This window comes from Brevundimonas sp., assembly GCF_016463485.1.
Lineage (GTDB): Bacteria > Pseudomonadota > Alphaproteobacteria > Caulobacterales > Caulobacteraceae > Brevundimonas.
Genome location: NZ_JAEMRD010000062.1, coordinates 1 through 17951, shown reverse-complemented (window position 1 = coordinate 17951; position 17951 = coordinate 1). Strand labels below are relative to the sequence as shown.

The window sequence follows — 17951 nt, the reverse complement described above, 5'->3', positions numbered from 1 at the left end:
GCCATGACCGGCACGCCGTTAACCGTACTGCCAGTGAACTGGCCGGCGTTAGCGGCGCCAGCGAAAGCCATCGCGGCGAGCGCGGTAGCGGCGAGAAGAGTGGTCTTCGTAGTCATTATGGGGTCCCCCAAAGAAACCGGTGATGTGGACGTAGCCAACGAGTGAACGCCTTTCGGCCACAGTTCATGCCTCGTCTCCGAGACAGGGCTGCGCCCACGGCAATCTCCTCTTAGCCGACCCCCGTTTTGCCCGTCAAGCGATAAACCGCGATATCCCGCGACAGTAAGGTGACAAAAAGCTCAACGGTAACGGGGATTTAAGTTCGCCAACCGGGCGAACGTCAGGAACCTGACAGAAGCATCGGTCAGGGCTGTTGCCGAAGCACATCACCTTGTAATAGCAGCGCTTCGCCTCATCGACGCCGCGGTTGGGGCAAATCTGGTCGTGTTCGTCGAACGGCGTGGAGGCTCTGGTCGTATTGTGGAGGATCGCGTGTCTCTCAATCCCGGCGACGGCCGTCTGGGCTTTCTGATCGCCGGCGCCCAGAAATGCGGCACCACGACGCTGGACGCCTATCTGCGGTCGCATCCGGGGCTGGAGATGGCCGGGATGAAGGAGGTCCATTTTTTCGACGAGGAGGTCGCGGTCGACTGGCGCGATCCGGACTACGGGCCCCTGCACTCACACTATAGCGGCGGTCTGGAGCGACTGAGGGGCGAGGCGACGCCGATCACATTATATTGGACGCCGGCGCACTGGCGCATCCTGAGGTACAATTCGGACATGCGGTTCATCTTCATGCTGCGCGACCCGGTCGAGCGGGCCTGGTCGCACTGGCGGATGAACATCCGGCGCGGGCTGGACCACCTGCCCTTTGCCGAGGCGATCCGGGCGGGGCGGCTGCGGGTTCTGGAGGACCCGTTGCAGTCGGGCCTCGCGCGTCACTCCAGCTATATCGAGCGTGGGCTATATGGGCGTCAGGTGGCCTGGCTGACGACCCTGTTCCCCCTTGAGAACATGCTGGTCCTGCGCCAGGACGACCTGGCGACGCGGCCGGATCAGGTTCTGGAGCGTGTGTCGGGTTTCCTCGCGGTCGCGCCATTCGCGCCTGTCGAGCCGTTAAGGCTGAACGTCGCGGACGACGACGGGCTGGGAACGATGTCCGAAGAGGACCGCGACTATCTGCGGACGATCTTCCAGCCCGATCTGGCGCGACTGAAGACGTTGACAGGGGTGGCGTTCGACGCCTTTGAAGAAGGATGACTTTCATGATCCAAAACCTCGCCCGCATCATCGTCGCTGCGGGGCTGTTCACCGCCGTCATCGTCCCGTCCGCGCGGGCGCAGGAATCCGCAGCGCCCGGCCCGGAAACGGCGCCAGCCCCGCAGGCCGTGACCGTGCCGGTTCGAATGCTTGGCGATCCGGCCGCACCCGTTCAGATCGACGAATATGCGTCCTTCGTCTGCGAGCCCTGCGCCCAGTGGCACACCACCGTCCTGCCGGGGCTGATCAGAGACTATGTGGACGCCGGCCATGTGAAGATCGTCTTCCATGACGTGATAACCCATCCTGCCGAGCACTCCGCACGCGCTGCCGCCATCGGCCTGTGCGCAGCTCCGGATAGATTCTTCGCCGTCGCTGACAGCTTCATGAATGGCCAGGGTGCAGTCATGAACGCACCGGCCGCGCCCTGGTATGCCGCGGCGATCGCCGCCTCGGGTCGAACCGAGGAAGAGATGGAAGAGTGTTCCGTTTCGGAGACCACCTACAATCAGTTGGCGCTGCAGCAGGAACGAGCGGGCGCGTTGGGTCTGGAGAACTTCCCGGTCATTCGGGTGAATGGACAGTTCGTGGCGGACCCTACCGATGGGGCTGTCCGCTTCGCCATTCTGAGCGCGCCGCCGGCGCCTGAACTCGCCCTGCCGCCCATCGGCGACACGGCAGCCGAGCCGGCGCCGCAACCCGCTAGCGCCGACTGAGACCCACCCGTCGAGCGAAGGCGACCATCCTGCGCCGCGCGGCCGGAGCCCAGGCCGACCAGGCGAGGGCGAACGGGCGGCGGGCGAGGTCGCGTCTGAGATCCTGCAGCCGCGCCGTCTCCGCATCTAGCCGCGACCGGGTCTCGGCGAGCTCGGCCTCGGCCTGACCGATCCGGGCGGCGGCGAGGGCCAACTCCCGGGCCGTCCGGACCTCGGCGTCCGCCGCCGTCGCCGCCTGACGGGCCGCGTCCGCCTGCGCTTCGTCGAGACGCCGGACCAGCACGTCACGAGCCCGTCGAACGCTGTCGGCGGCCGAGCGGGCGTCCGCCTCGGCGACGGCGGACGCCGCCAGGGCCGCCTGCGTCTCCTCGATACGAGCCTCAGCCCCCCGGCGCAGGCCGGTCTCGTGATCGAGCGCCTGGCGTAGACGCGCCTCGGCTGCGGCGCTCGCCCCGGCGGCCTGCAGCCGGTCGGCGTCAGCCTGCGACAGGCGGGCGACGAGGGCCTGGCTGCGCTCGGAGGCCAGCACCAGGTTGCGGCCCAGGCGGCGCGCCACCTGCTCCACCCGATCCATGTCCAGACGCGCCAGGTCGCGAGCCTGTTCAACTGTCTCGATATCAGCGAGGAGGGATCCCACGGATCGACCGAACAGCGATGAGGCCTGGTCGAATCGCTGTCGCAGGTCATCCAGGATCAGGAAGGCGTTCGCATCGTCATCCCGATCCGTCAGGACGGTAAGGGCCTCGTAGGCGGCGCGCACCCAGACGTGAGTGTCAGGACCTGCAGTCAGATCGCGGGCCGAGGCCTCCACCGTCTTCAGGTCGCCGCTGAGGAAGGCGTCGACCTCTGCAGACGCCGCCGACCCACGGTCGGGCAGTCGAAGGCCCAGAGTGGATTCGATGCGGTCGACTTCGGCGCGCCAGTCGGCCATGAACCGGTCCCAGCGAAGGATCCGTCGCGGCCGTCCGCGCGTGACCTGTTCCGCGTCGAGCACGTGGCGCAGCCACAGCAGGAGCCCCTCCGCCACGGCGATGCCGTTGCGGCGATGCAGCGAGCGCGCGACCTCGAGCGGGGAACGGATGGGCAGGACGAACCGCGGGTCGTAGCCGGCGGCGCGGACGATCGGATCCCACTGCGGCCAGAGCCGGCACATGCGGGGTTCCTTCACCACGATCATCGACGCGTCGCCGAACTCGGCCTGAAGCACCCGGCTCATGTCGGTGGTCAGGTCATCTGCGGCGTCCGGCGCGATCGCGTCGGCGTCGAACCGGCGCCAGTCGCGCCAGTAGGAGCCGCCCGCCCGCAACAGCCGGTCGTCCACCTCGATGATCCGCCGGCTCTCCCAGAAGCCGCGTGGATTGTCCCAGTCCGATGGCAGGAGGGTGGACGGAGGCGCCACGCCAAGGTGCGCCAGGGCGCCTGCGACGGAAGAGGTGCCGCTGCGATGCATGCCCAGAACGACGATGGCGTGTCTCAAGCGCGACCCCCGGCGCCGACCCCTTTGCGGGCGGGCTCTTAGCGCACAATTCGGCGCCTTGGTCGAGGGGCCGACAGACGCATGCGCTATTCACACCGACACAAGCCCAAGCTATTGCTCATTAAGAAGAACCTCCAAGGAACCTCGTTATGTTGAACGACCCGTCGCAAAACGGAGATCCCGATGCGCGCCTGGACCTGGAGTTCTACCGCTCCAACAATCCGGACCTGGCGGACATGTCGGATGAGGCGCTGCGGAACCACTATCGCGACTACGGCTTCGCCGAGGGGCGCCGACCCCGCGCGGACGCGGACCGGCCCGATCCGGGCGCGTTTGGAGCGGATTTGCCGGCCGATTTCGATCCCGCGGAGTATGCTCGGCTGAATCCCGACGTCGCCGCCAATTCGTCTTCGCACTGGGACCTGTACCGGCACTATCTGGTGCGCGGGCGGATCGAGGAGCGGCCGTACACGGAGCTCGATCCCCGGTTCTACTGGTCCATGTATCTCGCGGACACGGCCTACAATCTGACGCGGGTCATGGGGCATTTCGCCATCCACGGTCAGAAGCCCGGCCATTACCGCTCACTCGATGCAATGCTCGAGGCACACAACATGCCGAACGGGCAGTGGTTGAAGGTCTTTTCGGAACGGGCTTTCCTGCTGCTCAACGCCGACTGGGCCCCGTCTCACCTGACCCGCGCCCAGGCCATTGCTCTCTTCCTCGAGCAGGGGATCGCGCGCGGCGCCCAGATCAGTTTCAACGATGCGTTCGACGTCGAATTCTACCGGGAGCTTCACCCGCATCTGCATGGCCTGGGCGACGAGGCCGCCTACCGCTACTGGCTGTCCACCCGACTGGAACATCACGAGGCGGCGACGGGCGCGAGCTGGATGCACAGCATGGGTCTGCACCTGCCCGAGTTTCCCCGCGCCTTCGCATGGCGCGAGTACGCCATCAGACATCTCGCTGGTGAAGCGCGGCCGACGCGCTGGCAGGCCCTTCAGCATTTGATCGGCAACCTCGACCTGCCCGCGAGCGCCTGGCCGCTGATAGAGGACGGGGCGAGCGAGTTTCTGGAGGCCATGGGAACGTGCCGCAAGCGCCAGAACCGCGTCGATCTGTCGATCGAATGTTACGAGCGCGCGCAACGCTTCCCGCACTCCTCTTCGCTGTCGCACCGGCTGGCGGACGCCTTCCATGGGCAGGGCCAATGGTCGGCCGCACTCCGTCTCTTCGATCAGTGTGAGGCCCAGGGGACGCGTTCGCTGTGGAGCGTGGTGCTGCACGCCGATGCCGCGATCAAGCTCGGTCTGTATGACCGCGCGCATGAAATCCTCCTCAACGGCAAGCCCATGTTCGGGGGCGCCCAGCCCTGGCTGACCACCGTTTTCCAACTCGTCGAGAGCTTCTTCGAAGCCAGGACCAATTCGGCGCGGGCCCTCTATTCACTCGACGATCCCGAACAGCGCCGGACGGCTGATCGCCTGATGACGGAGGCCGTGGACTGGATCGGAGCCGCCTGGCTGGACCTTCTGGATCAGCCCGTGCCCGTTGGCCCTTCCTCGGAAGGGCCCGTCGTCATCCTTGCCACGAAGGCCCTGAAACAGTGCACCCACTACCGGATCGAGCAGAAGGAGATTCTGCTCGACGCCTTGGGGCGGCCCTGCAAGGTTTTCGAGTTCACGGAAGTCGACGCCTTCCTCGCCGCCCTTCCGGGCGCCTCGGCGGCGATCTTCTACCGCCTTCCGGCGCTGCCCTCGGTCATCCGTGCGATCCTGGCCGCCCGCAGTCAGGACATTCCGACCTATTACGAGATCGATGATCTGGTCTTCGATGCCGAGAACTATCCTGACCCCTTCGAGTCGTTTCAGGGTCAGATCGATCTGGCCGTCTATCAGGGCCTGCTCTACGGAACCCCGCTTTATCGGGCGGCTATGGCGCTGTGCGATTTCGGCATCGCTTCCACGCCGACGTTGGTCCGGGCCATGGAACGGGTCGTTCGCAAGGGCGAAGTGGCCCTGCTTCGAAACGGACTGGATTCCCGTAACCTCGGCCTGGAAAGTCTTCCCTCCCGTCCGGCCCGCTCAGCGGACTCGGTGCGGATTCTCTACGGGTCGGCGACGCTTGCCCACAATCAGGACTTCCATGACCTGGCGGGGCCAGGGCTCTGTGCGGTTCTCGCCGAGAATCCCGGGGTGGAGTTGATGATCATCGGTCACCTGGCGATGGACCGGATGTTTGACCCTTATCTCGACCGCATCGTGCAGGTGCCGCTGATCGCCGACCCTGTCGCCTACTGGTCTCTGCTTGCTACCGCCGACATCAACCTGGCAGTCGTCGCGCCGGGCCTGATGGCGGATGGAAAGAGCGAGATCAAATGGCTGGAGGCAGCGGTTCTGGGCGTTCCGTCCATCGTCAGCGCAACGGCCACCTATCGGGATGTCATCCAGCCTGGCCGTACGGGACTTCTGGCAGCGAACAGCGACGAATGGACCGATGCCCTGCGCGGGCTTGTCGGATCCCCCGCCCTGCGCATGTCCATGGGCCAGGCCGCGCGTGCCCAAGCGCTGGAAAACTATAGCGTCGAGGCGGGGGTTCGCGCCCTGAAACGCGCTCTGGCCATGCCCGCGCCGGTGAAACGAAAACGAAAACCCCGTATCCTGCTGGTGAACGTCTACTTCCCCCCGCAAGCGGTCGGCGGAGCCACACGCGTCATCGCGGGCAACCTCGACGACTGGTTGGATGCTCCGGCGTCGACGGGCTTCGACTATGCCGTCGCGACGACGGATTTCGACGCCGTTCCCGCCTATCGACGCCGCGTGGATTCCTACCGCGGGGTTCCGGTCTTTAGGATCGCCCCACCTCTGGAGAGCGATCTCGACTGGAAGCCGACCGATCCGGAAATGGGTGAATGGTTCGCCGAGGTCCTGGCGCAGTTCGAACCCGACCTCGTCCACTTCCACTGCATACAACGCCTGACGGCAACCCCTTTGGAAGTCTGCCAGGACGCGGAAATACCCTACATCGTCAGCGTCCACGATGGTTGGTGGCTGTCCGACTACCAGTTCCTGTTCGACGAAAATGCATCTCAACGCTTCCCCGGCGACGAGCTGGTTCGGGGCGGTCGTCCCGGCATCACCATGCAGGAAACGCTCAGCCGCCTCTCGCGCCTGCGCCGCGGCTTGGACGGGGCACAGGCGATCCTCGCCCCGTCCGAGACGTTCGCGGCCCTGTATCGACAGGCTGGTTTCAACACGACGGCCGCCGTGTCCAACGGTGTCCCGGTGTTGAAGCTGGAGCCCAGGACGCCATCGCAAACGCCCAGAGTTCGTCTGGCGCACATCGGCGACGTATCTCCGCACAAGGGCTTCGACCTGGTGGAAGCCGCCCTACGTCTGAACGATTTCCCGAATCTCGAGCTCATGGCCCTGTCCCACGCGAAGCCGGCGGGTTCGCTGAGCCAGCAGACATGGGGTTCGACCCGCGTGCGCATCGGCGGCCGCGTTCCGCAGGACCAGGTCCACCACATCTATGGCGACATCGACGTCCTGCTCGCGCCCTCGGCCTGCACGGAAAGCTATGGGCTCGTCACGCGTGAGGCCAATGCGTTCGGCGTGTGGGTGGTCGCCAGCGACCGCGGCGGCATAGGCGAGGATGTTCGCCGCGGCGTGGACGGCTTCGTCGTCGATGTCTCGGACGCCCGCAGTCTGACGTCCGTCCTGGCCCACATCAACGCCGATCCCGATCGGTTCCGTGAGCCGGCGCCGGTCAATCCCAACCCGCGCCCCGCACAGGCCCAGGCCGCCGATCTCCAGAAGATCTATCGGCGCGTGGTGCGCGCGTCGCCCGTCGGGGTCAGGACTTTGAAAGTCGGACGCCCGTCGACACAACGACACTGGTGAAGGCGCCCCACTTCTCTTCAGGGACGAGAATGTGATTCCAGCCGCGTGGGTCCGGGGCCAACGCGGCCTGGGTGATCACCTCGTCGCCGCCCAGAAGCACGCTTCGGTATCCGGCATTCGCCCGGATCGCATCAAGGGCGAGATGATCCTGGCCCAGGACGCCCATGATCACGAGCGGTCGATATTTTCCGATTGTCTCACGCCCACCCGTGAGGACCGCCAGCTCATGTCCCTCCACGTCGATCTTCAGAATCGAGAGCCCGGCCAGTGCATCTCCAAGTCCGTCGAGCGATGTCGCCTCCACCTTGAGATCAGCATCATGGGTATCGCTGAAGCTACGCTCCAGAGAGCTGCGACTTTCCAGAAGCCCGTGCAGCGGGGGGGGCACGAACAGCCGGGCAGCGCCCTCGGCCGCTGACACCGCTTCGGGACGAAGGCTTATCCGGTCGTCGAGCAGGTTGAGTGCGATGTTCTCGCGCAGGACCGCTGCGGCCGGCGGGAAGGGTTCGAAAGCGATCGACCGGCCTTCGGGCGCAACGGCGGCGTGAAGCAGGGAGTAGAAGCCAGTGTTCGCGCCGACATCGACGAACAGGCCGGGCCACTTCTGGGCGCAACGGACAAAAAGCGCGGGCAGCGGCCGCTCGAACGTCCACCATCCATTTTCACGCACGATACGCGCGATGAGGTCGCTGTTCTCGACGGAAGACATGACGAAACCGTCCAGACCGATGTCGGACATTCCCGCGAGCACGAACCGGGATACGGTCATCAAAATATCTCCTGGCGACTGGAGGATTTGGGTGGAATTCGCCCCGATAAAGGCGTCACGGAGGTTGTCCTTTGGACAGGTCGCCGCCCCGTGATGGGCAGGCCCCATGGGTGGGGTGGAAAGACCCCAAACGGCGCCCAGCCCTGGTCGTGTACCTTTACATCTTCAAAGCCCGCTTCGTGCATCAGGGCGACGAGGTCGGACAGGGAGAACATTCGCATCTCCAGCGTTGAACCCGGTCCTCCATGGAACACGGGCTCGGCGTCCAAACGGAAGACGCCTGATGGGTCACGGTGGACGACCACGAACTCCCCATCGAACTCCATGGTCTGCAGCCAGGCGCCAATCGGGTAGTGTTCCGTGGTCGTCGGTCGATCATCATACGGGGCGGTCATGACGAACAGTCCGCCCGGGCGGAGCACGTTGAAAGCGCCCGCGAAGGCATCCGAAACAGGCGCGAAGACGTGTTCGAAAACATCCGATGCGATCAGAAAATCGAGCTTGGCGAACCACTCCTCGTCGGGCTGGCAAATATCCAGTCGCGGCGTCATGTGAAAATAGGTGTTGGAATAATCGAAACGCCCGGTCAGGCGACCGGCGTAGCCGGCCCAGTCGCTCAGACCCCCGCCCCTGATCGCGGTTCGGGGCAGATCTTCGAGCACCATCGACTTGCCCAACAGCTCCAGCGTCAGGACGTGGATCAGACTGCGCATCCGTACGGAGGATCCGCAACCATGGCACGACGGCGCTTCCCGCCAGTCGCCTTCCGGCTCGAACCGGGAGGACGCGCCGCAGATGTTGCACCGAAACTGCGCCCCCTTCATGAATTCCTTCCGATATCGGCCCCTGCAGAGGCATGGCTCGGTTCGGCGCTCGTTGCAATGTGTGTCGATCATTCGGCAGCTGCCGCCAGTTTGGGTTTCCACCGGCGCCGCTTGTCGTTATTCGCGATCAGGCCATCGCCATCGGATCGCTCATGAAGAAGCTGTTGTCACGCCTGCGCCTGACGCCTGCCCGCGCCTCCCCGACCCCTGCGGACAATCGGTTCCGGGATGAAGGCGATGCAGCGCGCGACGCCGGCGACTGGAGTGCGGCCGCAGCCGCCTATGAGCGACACCTTCAGGCCAATCCGACCGACTTCGCCATCTTGGTCCAGCACGGAAACATGTCCAAGGAGCTGGGGCGTCTGGATCAGGCCGAGACATCCTACGCCGCGGCCGCCGCGGTTGATCCGGACGACACGGACCTTCTTCTTCAACGCGGCCACCTGGCGAAACGCCGGGGAGACCTGAGTGGGGCTGCCGAGTTCTATCGCGCCAGTTTTCGGCTCGACGGCAACGCGATCGCGGCCCGGGAACTGGTCGATCCGTCCATGCTGGCCGCGTTGGCGGGGGCCGCGTCCTCGAACGAGGGGCCCGGAGCCCGCCTGGTGGGTTCGGTCGATGGCGTGATGGCCGGGGTTCTGATCGGCTGGGCGGTCGATCCCGACGCGCCGGATCAGGCAGCGGACGTGGAGGTCCTGATCAACGGCGTCTCCGTCGCCCGGGAACAGACGACCATCATTCGGGAGGACGTCAACAACTCCGGCATCGCCTCCGGCCCCACGGGGTTCCGCATCCGTCTGGCCGAGTTCATCGCTCTGCAGGAGGCCTACGAGGTCGTCGTTCGGGTCGCCCGGACGGGCGAGCAGCTGGTCGGCTCACCCATCGTCGTGGCGCCGTCCAGGGATGCGATGGACTGGATATCCCGCCATGCCGGAACGAGCCGGGAAGATCTGGACCGGATTCGGACCCGCATGGACGTGGAGACGGCCGGGCAGACCCTTTCGATCGTGATGCCGGTCTACAACACGCCCGACGCGTGGCTTCGTGAGGCGCTGGACAGCGTCCTTGCGCAATGGTGCGTGCGCTGGGAGCTGCTGTGCGTCAACGACGCCTCGCCGGAGCCGCACGTACGAGAAACCCTGGCCGAATACGCCGCCAAGGACCGCCGGATCCGCATCGTCAACGCGCGCCGTAACGGCGGCATCTCGAAGACCACCAACCTCGGAATCCGCAAGGCCAGGGGCGACTACATCGCCTTCATGGACCACGACGATCTCTTGGAGCCCGAGGCGGTTTTCCGCATGCTGGACGCCGCCCGCACCGGCGCGGAATTGATTTACAGTGACGAGATCATCACCGGCGAGAACATCGACCAGATTGAGCATTTCGTCGCGCGCCCGGCATTTTCCCACGACTACTATCTTTCGCATCCGTATTTCGTTCACATGGTGGCGGTTCGGCGCGACGTGGCCCTTGCCTGCCAAGGTTATGACGAAACGATGTCCATCTCGGCCGATGTGGACTTCATCCTCCGGGTCATCGAGCGGTCTGAGCGCGTAGCACATGTGCCAGCCATGCTCTATCGGTGGCGCACCCATGTCACGAGCGCGGGGCACAACAGCATGGAACGGGTGACGGAGGCGACGACCTCCGCGCACAACCGGCACCTCGTTCGAATGGGCAGCGCCGGGGAGTCCAGACCCGGGCTGGGGTTCAATATCTACAGGACAGAGTATCCGGACGACCCTGCGAAGACATTGATCGTCATCCCCACCAAGGATGGCCTGAATGTCCTGAAACCCTGCATTGAGGCGTTGCTGAAGACGACGTCGCGAGCGGATTGCGACATCCTGATCGTCGACCATCAATCACGACAGGCGAAGACGAAGAAATACTTCGCGCGCATCGCCGATGTGGTGAAAACCCTGCCCTATGAGGGCGCTTTCAATTTCTCGGCGATCAATAACTACGCCGTTCAGAACGGCGGCACGGACTATAAATACATCGTTTTCATGAACAACGATGTGGAGGCCATCCGGCCGGGCTGGCTGGAGCGGATGCGCAGTCTGGCGGCGAGGCCCGAGGTGGGCGCGGTCGGGGCGACCCTGCTCTATGACAATCGACTGGTGCAGCACTCGGGCGTCGTGCTGGGAATCGGGGGGGCTGCGGACCACGCGCACAAGTTCGCAGCGCTGGAAGCGGGTCAGGAACGTCGCGTCGGATACAATTGCAGCCTGGTCAGCACGCGGGAATATTCCGCAGTCACAGCCGCCTGTATGATGGTGCGGCGAGACGTCTTCCTCGGCGTCGGCGGCTATGACGAAGATTTAGCCATCGGCTATAATGACACCGATCTCTGCCTTCGCATCGGGTCTCTGGGCTATCGCGTACTGAATGACGCGGAAGAGCCTCTGTACCACCACGAGTCCATGACCCGCTCGCTGACCGATCAGGTCGACCACCCGCGGGATGGCAAGCTCTTTGTGCGGCGCTGGGCGAGGCTGCTTGCGGAGGGAGACCCCTTCTACAGTCCCCTGCTGTCCTCCCACACCGATCACGCCATGGCGCACCTGGACAACGTCTTCGCTCCCGTCAGAGTGAGGGCCGTCAGGCCGGTTTTGCGACCGTTCCAAGCCGGGAGGCTGCGGAAGGTGCCGCCGCCCATCCAGTATCCGCACGCCGATCCAGCGCCATGAGCGGTCTGGTCCGTATCCGCAATCGCATCGTCGCGGGGTGGCGACGATGGACGCGGCGGCCGACCAGCCAGGCGCTGGCGAAAGCCCAGGTGCGGCTCGGCGATACGGCGCGAGACGCGGGCGACTGGGCCGGAGCCGCGTTGCATTACGGAACCGCGCTGTCGCTGACGCCCGACGATGTGAGTACGCTGCTTCAGCATGCCCACGCGCTCAAGGAGGCGGGCAGAACCGCCGAGGCCGTCGGAACCTATCGGGCCGCGATCCAGATACGGTCTGACATCGGCGAGACCTATCTGCACTTGGCCGAACTGCTGAAAGCGAGCGGGGATCGCGAGGCAGCGGTCGGAGTCTTCGTCGAAGCGCTCGAGGTGGACCCCGGCTTTGCGCCCGCGCGTGCGGCGCTCGTGGCCATGGGTGAACGACGACGGCTTCCCGCCGGCTCTTACGGCTCCCGAACGGTGCGGGGCGTTGACGAGGCTGTCGCGCGCACGGTGGAGAGCCTGGACCGGTCGATGCAGGACTGGGCGATGTCCTCGCGGTTTCCCGTCGGTGACTACGGTTCGTGGCGGCGCGCCTATCCGCCGCCCCTGCCGCCGCCGACGACGTCGGAACCCGTGCTCGTCGTCGTCGATGGCCGCGACGCGACACCCTCTGGTATCGCCGCCACGCTCCGATCGCTGGAGGACCAGAGGCACGTTGAGTGGACCGCGCTGGTCGTGGCCTCGGACGATCTTCTCGGCCACGCCGTCGCGGACGCAGGCCGTCTCGACGTCAGAGTCCGGATCACCGGTCCCGGACCGGAAGAAGCCGTCGAAGCATTGGCGAGCGCACCAGACCCCCTGATCGCATGGGTGACCGCCGGGGCGGTGCTGGACGGCGCGTGGTTGGCCTGGATGATCTACGCGTCGCGCCGGGCGAGAGCTTCAGTCGCGTATTCGGATCATGACTTGTCGTCAGGAGACTGGTTGCAGGGCTCCCGACGGTCGGAGCCTGCATTGCACGGTCAGCCCTGTCCCGACGACCTCGCCACCAGCCCGAGACCGCCGACCGCCGCCTTGATCGATCCCCGCCTGAGACCCGTCCTGCTCCAGGAACTGGGAAGAGCCGTCGACGGCGATTCGGTCAGACGTCTGCTCCTGGCGGGGTTCGACGCTGGCCCGGTCGTGCATGTGCCGCTCGTCCTGGCGAGTGAGCCCCGGGGGAAACTGAACGGTCAGTCAGCATCCGGCGTTGCAGCGAACGAGATCGATGGATCGCACACCGGCGCACGCATTCGCGTGATCGTCCCGACGCGGGATCATACGGACCTTCTGGAACGGTTCGTGTCGGGCCTTCTCGACAAGGCCGCCCGGCCGGGTCGGGTCCATGTGGTCGTAATTGACAACCGCAGCACGGAGTTCGGGAGCGAAGCCGCCTTCGCGCGGCTGGGGGGGCTGGGCGTCGAGATCAAAGTGATCGACGAGCCTTTCAACTGGTCGCGCATCAACAATCTCGCGGCGGTTGACGGCGCCGAAGACATCCTCCTGTTCGCCAACAACGACATGGAGATGTTGACCCATGGTTGGGACAGCCGGCTCGACGTCCTGATGGCCGACGCGCGTCGCGGCGTCGTCGGGGCGCGGCTGCTCTATCCGGACGGGACGCTTCAGCATGGGGGCGTCGCCATGGGTGTAAACGAGGGCCGCCCCCTGCACGAGGGGCGGATGTCTGCCGGGGCGGTCGCCGGGCCGCTGGATCGCTGGAAGCGGCTGCGATCGGCCGCAGCGGTGACCGGCGCCTTCCTTGCCATCCGGCGCCGCCTGTTCGACGAGGTGGGCGGCTTCGATGAGGAACTGGCGATCGGCTACAGTGATCTGGATCTTTGCTACCGCGTGCGCGCGGGCGGGCGCCGCGTCGTGATGGACGGCGAACTTGAGCTCATTCACCACGAGTCCAAGACCCGGGGCCTGAATGACGGCGGCGAACGGATCGCATGGGATGACCACGAGTTGCAGCGATTCCACGATCGATGGGGCGACTGGCTGTTCTTCGATCCCAGCATCAACCCGCAGTGGGTCTGCGAGAAGACTTGGGTGTTCGACGGCTATCGCGAGGCCGGAACTCGCCGGGTGCTCGACTGGATCGACCAGGCAGGCCGAGGCGATCCGTGGTCGATCGATCTCGGCGCACGCCCGCCGGACACACGCTGACGTGCGGGACGACGACTACTGCGCCCAGGCGTGCTCCTGGATCGGATCGACGCGGAAACCGTCGAAGAAGAGGTCATGCGTGAACTGAATATCCAGTCCGTGCTCCGCACCAGTGGAGGGCGCCTTGGCATCAGTGAACCAGCAAGAAAGATCGGTGGGATCGTTGGCGTAGATGTCCGTGATCGGATCGTCGTTCGACGGGCGAGTAGCCGCCAACCCTTCGTCGAACGCGACGACGATGAAATCGTCCTGACCTATCGCGCCAGTGATCGGCGTGACGACCAGGTGGTCGCCCGGGGCCCCGACGTCCATAGCCGCCTGCCCCGCTGCATCACTCTCAGCAGCACTCGCGGCGGTGTTGATCGTCAGGCGATAGGTGCCAACCGAACCGTTCTGGCCGGTCGTCACCACATAGTAGATGCCGCTTGTGGTCGGCGTGAATCTGATCTGAGCGTCAAGTCCCGGACCAGTATCGTTATCGGTCTGGATCAGGCGGCCGAGTGAATCGTAGACCGCCAGCGCTCCGTCTCCGAGGGTGCCGATATTGCCGCCCACGCCGACCAGATCCAGGGTTGCCTGACGTCCGGCGACCAGGGTCGTCTGGAACCAGTCCCGATCGCCCGGCTGATCGATGGCCGAGATGGCGTAGGGCGCGGACAGGTTATGATAGACGCCTTGCTCTCGACCGAAGGCGGCGTCGCCCGACCGATTCTCGTCGGCTCCATTGGAGAACCAGTGCGCCAGGGCGCCGGCGGCGTCGCGGCCGGCCAGATCGGGGTTGCTCAGAAGATACGCCACCGCGTCGAAGCCCGAGGTGATGCGGTTCTCGTTTACGCCTGTGGTCAGATAGTGGGTCAGGGCGGCCGAAGCGTTCGCCCCGAAGACCTGGGCCAGATCGATGTTGGAAGCAGCATAGGCCAGCGGGTCGAAGGTGGCCGTGAACCGTCCCTCGTTGGCGCCGAACTGGAGATAATGCGTCAGGGCGGCTTGCGCGTTGGTCCCGAACGCCTTTGCCAGATCCGGGTTAGACGCCGCGTAGATCAGCCCGTTGAACGTGTTCACCGGACGTCCTGTGGCGAAGCCGACCTCGACATAGTGACGCGCCGAAATCTCCGTATTCAGCCCGGCCAGGCGCGCGACGTCGGGGTTGCTGGCCGCATACAGATTGGCGTTGAAAGAGGTCGTGGAGCGCCCCTCCCCCAAGCCGAAGCGGATATAGTGCTCGGAACCGGCATGGGTATCGCCGCCGAAGGCGATGATCAGATCCGGATTACTGGCCAAATAGAGCGGCGTGTTAAAGACGGTCGGCGACCGCGCTTCTGCGATTCCGTTGCTGATATAGTGTTTATAGGCGCCGAGCGGATTGTTCGAGAAGGCGGCGCGCAGGTCCGGATAGGCCGCCATATAGCGGAAGGCGTCGAAACTCTGGTCGTAGGCCGCGGAGATGGCGACCGAGGCGCCGCCGCCAAAGCTCACCCGTTCGATGTTGGTGATCGTGTCGACATCGTTCTGGCCATCATGGATGCGCCAGCCCGTCTGGGTCCGTTCAAAATAGTAGGCTGCCGGGGGCCCGGCCAAACGCAAGGTGTCGACACCCGCGCCGCCGTCGATCGCGTCCGACCCGGAGCCGCCCTCCAGAATGTCGTCTCCGCCCAGACCGTTGAGGATGTCGTCGCCGGCCCCGCCGGACAGGGAATCGGCGAACTCTGTCCCGTTGAGAGTGTCCGCACCGGCGGTGCCGACCAAGGTCACGCCCGTGGGCGGCGCAACGCCCAAGGGCACCCGTTGGTCGGAGAACTGAACGAACTCCACATTGGAAAGCGTATCGACCGCCTGGCCAAGCGCGACTGTGGTGACGCCGTTGACGGTGGTGATGGTGTAAGCTGATCGGGCGCCCGAGTAGACGGCCGTGTCCGTACCCGCCCCGCCGTCGAGCCTGTCACTGCCGTCGCCGCCGGTCATACTGTCATCCCCGTCGCCGCCGTTCAGGGTCGAACCCAGAAGGGTCAACGGCGTCACCGAATGGTTCGGGACCGAGATGTTCAACGTATAGGTCTGGCCCGCCGCCGGCGCCTGACTGGTGAAGGTCGTGTCCACGTTCGCCGTCCATTGCGCGACCTGGACATAATAGGTCCCGGCCGTGGCGAAGGTGTAGGTCAGCCCGGAATCCGTCGAGTTGAACCCGTCGGTCGCGCCGTCGTCGTTCTGGGTCAGCTCCGTGCCCGCGCCGTTGAAGATTCTCAGCGTGCTGTCGAAGCTCGCGCCGTCGATGTCGAAGACGACACTGGTCCCGGCGGCCACCGTCACCGCATAGTATTCCACGCCGCCGTGGGTGGCCGCCACGACCGTCGCGTGCGGAATCGTGGCCGCATTGGCGATGTTGAGCGAGGGCAGCAGGTCGAACCCGCTGTCGACGGAGACGGCTGTCTCGATCGTGGAGTTCGCCATCCCCTGAGCCTTGACGATGTCGGGCGCCCCGCCGGTCAGGCCGGGCGCGCCGGCGAATAGCTGATCGTTGCCTCCGCCGCCGTTGAGAACATCGATCCCGCCTTCGCCGCGAATGATGTTGGCGTTGGCGTCGCCGGTGAGAGTGTCGTCGTATGTCGAGCCGCGAATGTTTTCGATGCCGGACAGGGTGTCAGAACCCGCTCCGCCGCTGGCTACACCGGTCGCCAGGTTCACGGTGACCGCCGCCGTCGCGCCTGCATAGCTGGCCGTATCCGTGCCGGCGCCGCCGTTCAGGGTGTCATTGCCAAGACCACCGATCAGGATGTCGTCGCCGTCCCCGCCCGAGATGTTGTCGTCGCCCGAACCGCCGTCGAGGGTGTCGTTGCCCGCCAGGCCGGACAAGGTGTCGTTGCCGCCCAGCCCGTTCAGGGTGTCGGCGAGCGCTGTGCCGGTCATGGCGTTGGCGGTGATGTCCCCGCTGACGTTCAGCCCGCCGGTGAAGGCCGCCATGATCGTCTGATCGGCGAAGCGCAGGGACTCGACGTTCGAGATGATGTCGGTGCCGTCCGGCCCGACGACGGTGGCGGTCTGGCCGTTCCAGGTGATGGTGTAGGCCGCGCGGTTGCCGCTGAACACGACGGTGTCGGATCCCAGACCGCCGTCGATGCGGTCATTGCCGCCGCCGCCCGTCAGGACGTTGTCACCCGCGCTGCCGAAGATCGCGTCGGCGCCCGAGCCGCCGATGGCGTTCTCGATCACCGCGCCGAGGGCGATGGAGACATTGCCGATCTGGGCGCCCACATTGGAGAAACTGCCCTGGCGCAGGTCGATGACCTGGGCGTTGTTGAAGCCCGAAAAGTCGAAGGTGTCGATCCCGCCGGCATCCCACACCGCGAAGATCAGGATCGAAGTGGCCGAGGTCGCGCTGAACCACGGCTGGCCCGCATTGGAGTTGAAGCCATAGGTCGTGGCGCCCGTGCGGGTCGTCATGTTCGCGCCGTACAGGCGCTGCGCCGCGGCGATGTCGTCCATGAGGGGGGCGGAGGAGTATCGGCCGGAGCCGAAGCTGGCGCCCGTGTTGGTCTCGCTGAAGTAGCTCATGACCGAATACTGTCGGCTGTCCTCGAAATAGCCGGCGTTGGCGGCATAGGTCAGGCTCTGACCGGGAGAGGCGTTATAGGCAGCCGGGTGGGACAGGCCGATGGCGTGGCCGATCTCGTGCAGCAGAACCTGCTGGCCGTAACCCAAGAGCACCGGCGTCGCGTTGTAGGTCAGGCTGGAGTTGATCCAGACGTCGCCGCTGTTGGCCGTGTTCGAGCGGTTGGCGGGCAGAAAGGCGAAGGCGGCCCCGCCTTCCGAACCCGCGCCATAGTTGCCGAACAGCATGGTGGCGGCGTCGGAGAAGCCGTCGCCGTCGTTCACGCGGGTGAAGGTGATGTTGGCCACGTCCGACCAGGCCGCCATGGCCAGCAGGGTGGCGGCGATCTGGGTCTCGGTAAATCGGGTGAAGCCCGTGGTGTCGTCCGGCATCGTGCCCGGCGCCGTCGAGCGGAAGGCGAAGTTGACGTTGCCGGGCTGACCCAGGGTCGTGGTCCAGGCCACGTTCAAACGGGTGATCGTCGATCCGGCCACGGTCGGCGACAGCGACACCTTGCCATTGGGTC

Annotated in this window: 10 protein-coding genes; 5 read left to right on the top strand and 5 right to left on the bottom strand. The window is 65.5% G+C overall.

Features of this window, described 5'->3' with window-relative positions; all coding sequences use genetic code 11:
• Window positions 1–492 precede the first annotated feature (492 nt).
• Together JHC99_RS10415 and JHC99_RS10410 are read left to right on the top strand one after the other, a co-directional pair.
• On the top strand, window positions 493–1263 hold the full coding sequence (locus JHC99_RS10415) for a sulfotransferase domain-containing protein (protein ID WP_292153983.1): 771 nt from the start codon (window positions 493–495) through the stop codon (window positions 1261–1263).
• A 5-nt stretch (window positions 1264–1268) separates the two neighbouring features.
• Window positions 1269–1979, top strand: coding sequence for a thioredoxin domain-containing protein (locus JHC99_RS10410; protein WP_292153982.1), 711 nt, complete (start codon window positions 1269–1271; stop codon window positions 1977–1979).
• Here the strand turns inward: JHC99_RS10410 and JHC99_RS10405 are convergent.
• Window positions 1966–3456: a hypothetical protein gene (locus JHC99_RS10405; RefSeq protein WP_292153980.1), complete on the bottom strand. Its 1491-nt coding sequence runs from the start codon at window positions 3454–3456 to the stop codon at window positions 1966–1968. The two genes, JHC99_RS10410 and JHC99_RS10405, sit on opposite strands and share 14 nt — an antisense overlap.
• A gap of 149 nt (window positions 3457–3605) precedes the next feature.
• On the opposite strand from JHC99_RS10405, the gene JHC99_RS10400 reads away from it, so the two are divergent.
• Window positions 3606–7361: a glycosyltransferase gene (locus JHC99_RS10400; protein ID WP_292153978.1), complete on the top strand. Its 3756-nt coding sequence runs from the start codon at window positions 3606–3608 to the stop codon at window positions 7359–7361.
• On the opposite strand, the gene JHC99_RS10395 is transcribed toward JHC99_RS10400, so the two are convergent.
• From JHC99_RS10395 to JHC99_RS10385, 3 genes are all read right to left on the bottom strand, one after another.
• Window positions 7315–8130, bottom strand: coding sequence for an FkbM family methyltransferase (locus tag JHC99_RS10395; RefSeq protein WP_292153976.1), 816 nt, complete (start codon window positions 8128–8130; stop codon window positions 7315–7317). The two genes, JHC99_RS10400 and JHC99_RS10395, sit on opposite strands and share 47 nt — an antisense overlap.
• A complete protein-coding gene (locus JHC99_RS10390; protein WP_292153974.1) occupies window positions 8130–8843 on the bottom strand; it encodes a hypothetical protein in 714 nt (237 codons plus the stop codon). Before JHC99_RS10390 ends, JHC99_RS10395 begins: the two co-directional genes overlap by 1 nt.
• Before the next feature lie 278 nt (window positions 8844–9121).
• A complete protein-coding gene (locus JHC99_RS10385) occupies window positions 9122–9388 on the bottom strand; it encodes a hypothetical protein (RefSeq protein WP_292153972.1) in 267 nt (88 codons plus the stop codon).
• Window positions 9389–9559: 171 nt separating this feature from the next.
• Between JHC99_RS10385 and JHC99_RS10380 the strand changes: the two genes are divergently transcribed.
• Both JHC99_RS10380 and JHC99_RS10375 read left to right on the top strand, forming a co-directional pair.
• Window positions 9560–11650: a glycosyltransferase gene (locus JHC99_RS10380; RefSeq protein WP_292153971.1), complete on the top strand. Its 2091-nt coding sequence runs from the start codon at window positions 9560–9562 to the stop codon at window positions 11648–11650.
• The gene (locus tag JHC99_RS10375; protein WP_292153969.1) at window positions 11647–13839 is read left to right on the top strand and encodes a hypothetical protein; all 2193 of its coding nucleotides are present in this window, start codon (window positions 11647–11649) and stop codon (window positions 13837–13839) included. Before JHC99_RS10380 ends, JHC99_RS10375 begins: the two co-directional genes overlap by 4 nt.
• A 15-nt stretch (window positions 13840–13854) precedes the next feature.
• Here JHC99_RS10375 and JHC99_RS10370 read toward each other — a convergent pair.
• Window positions 13855–17951: M10 family metallopeptidase C-terminal domain-containing protein (locus JHC99_RS10370; RefSeq protein ID WP_292153967.1), on the bottom strand; the 4097-nt coding region annotated here is incomplete at its 5' end.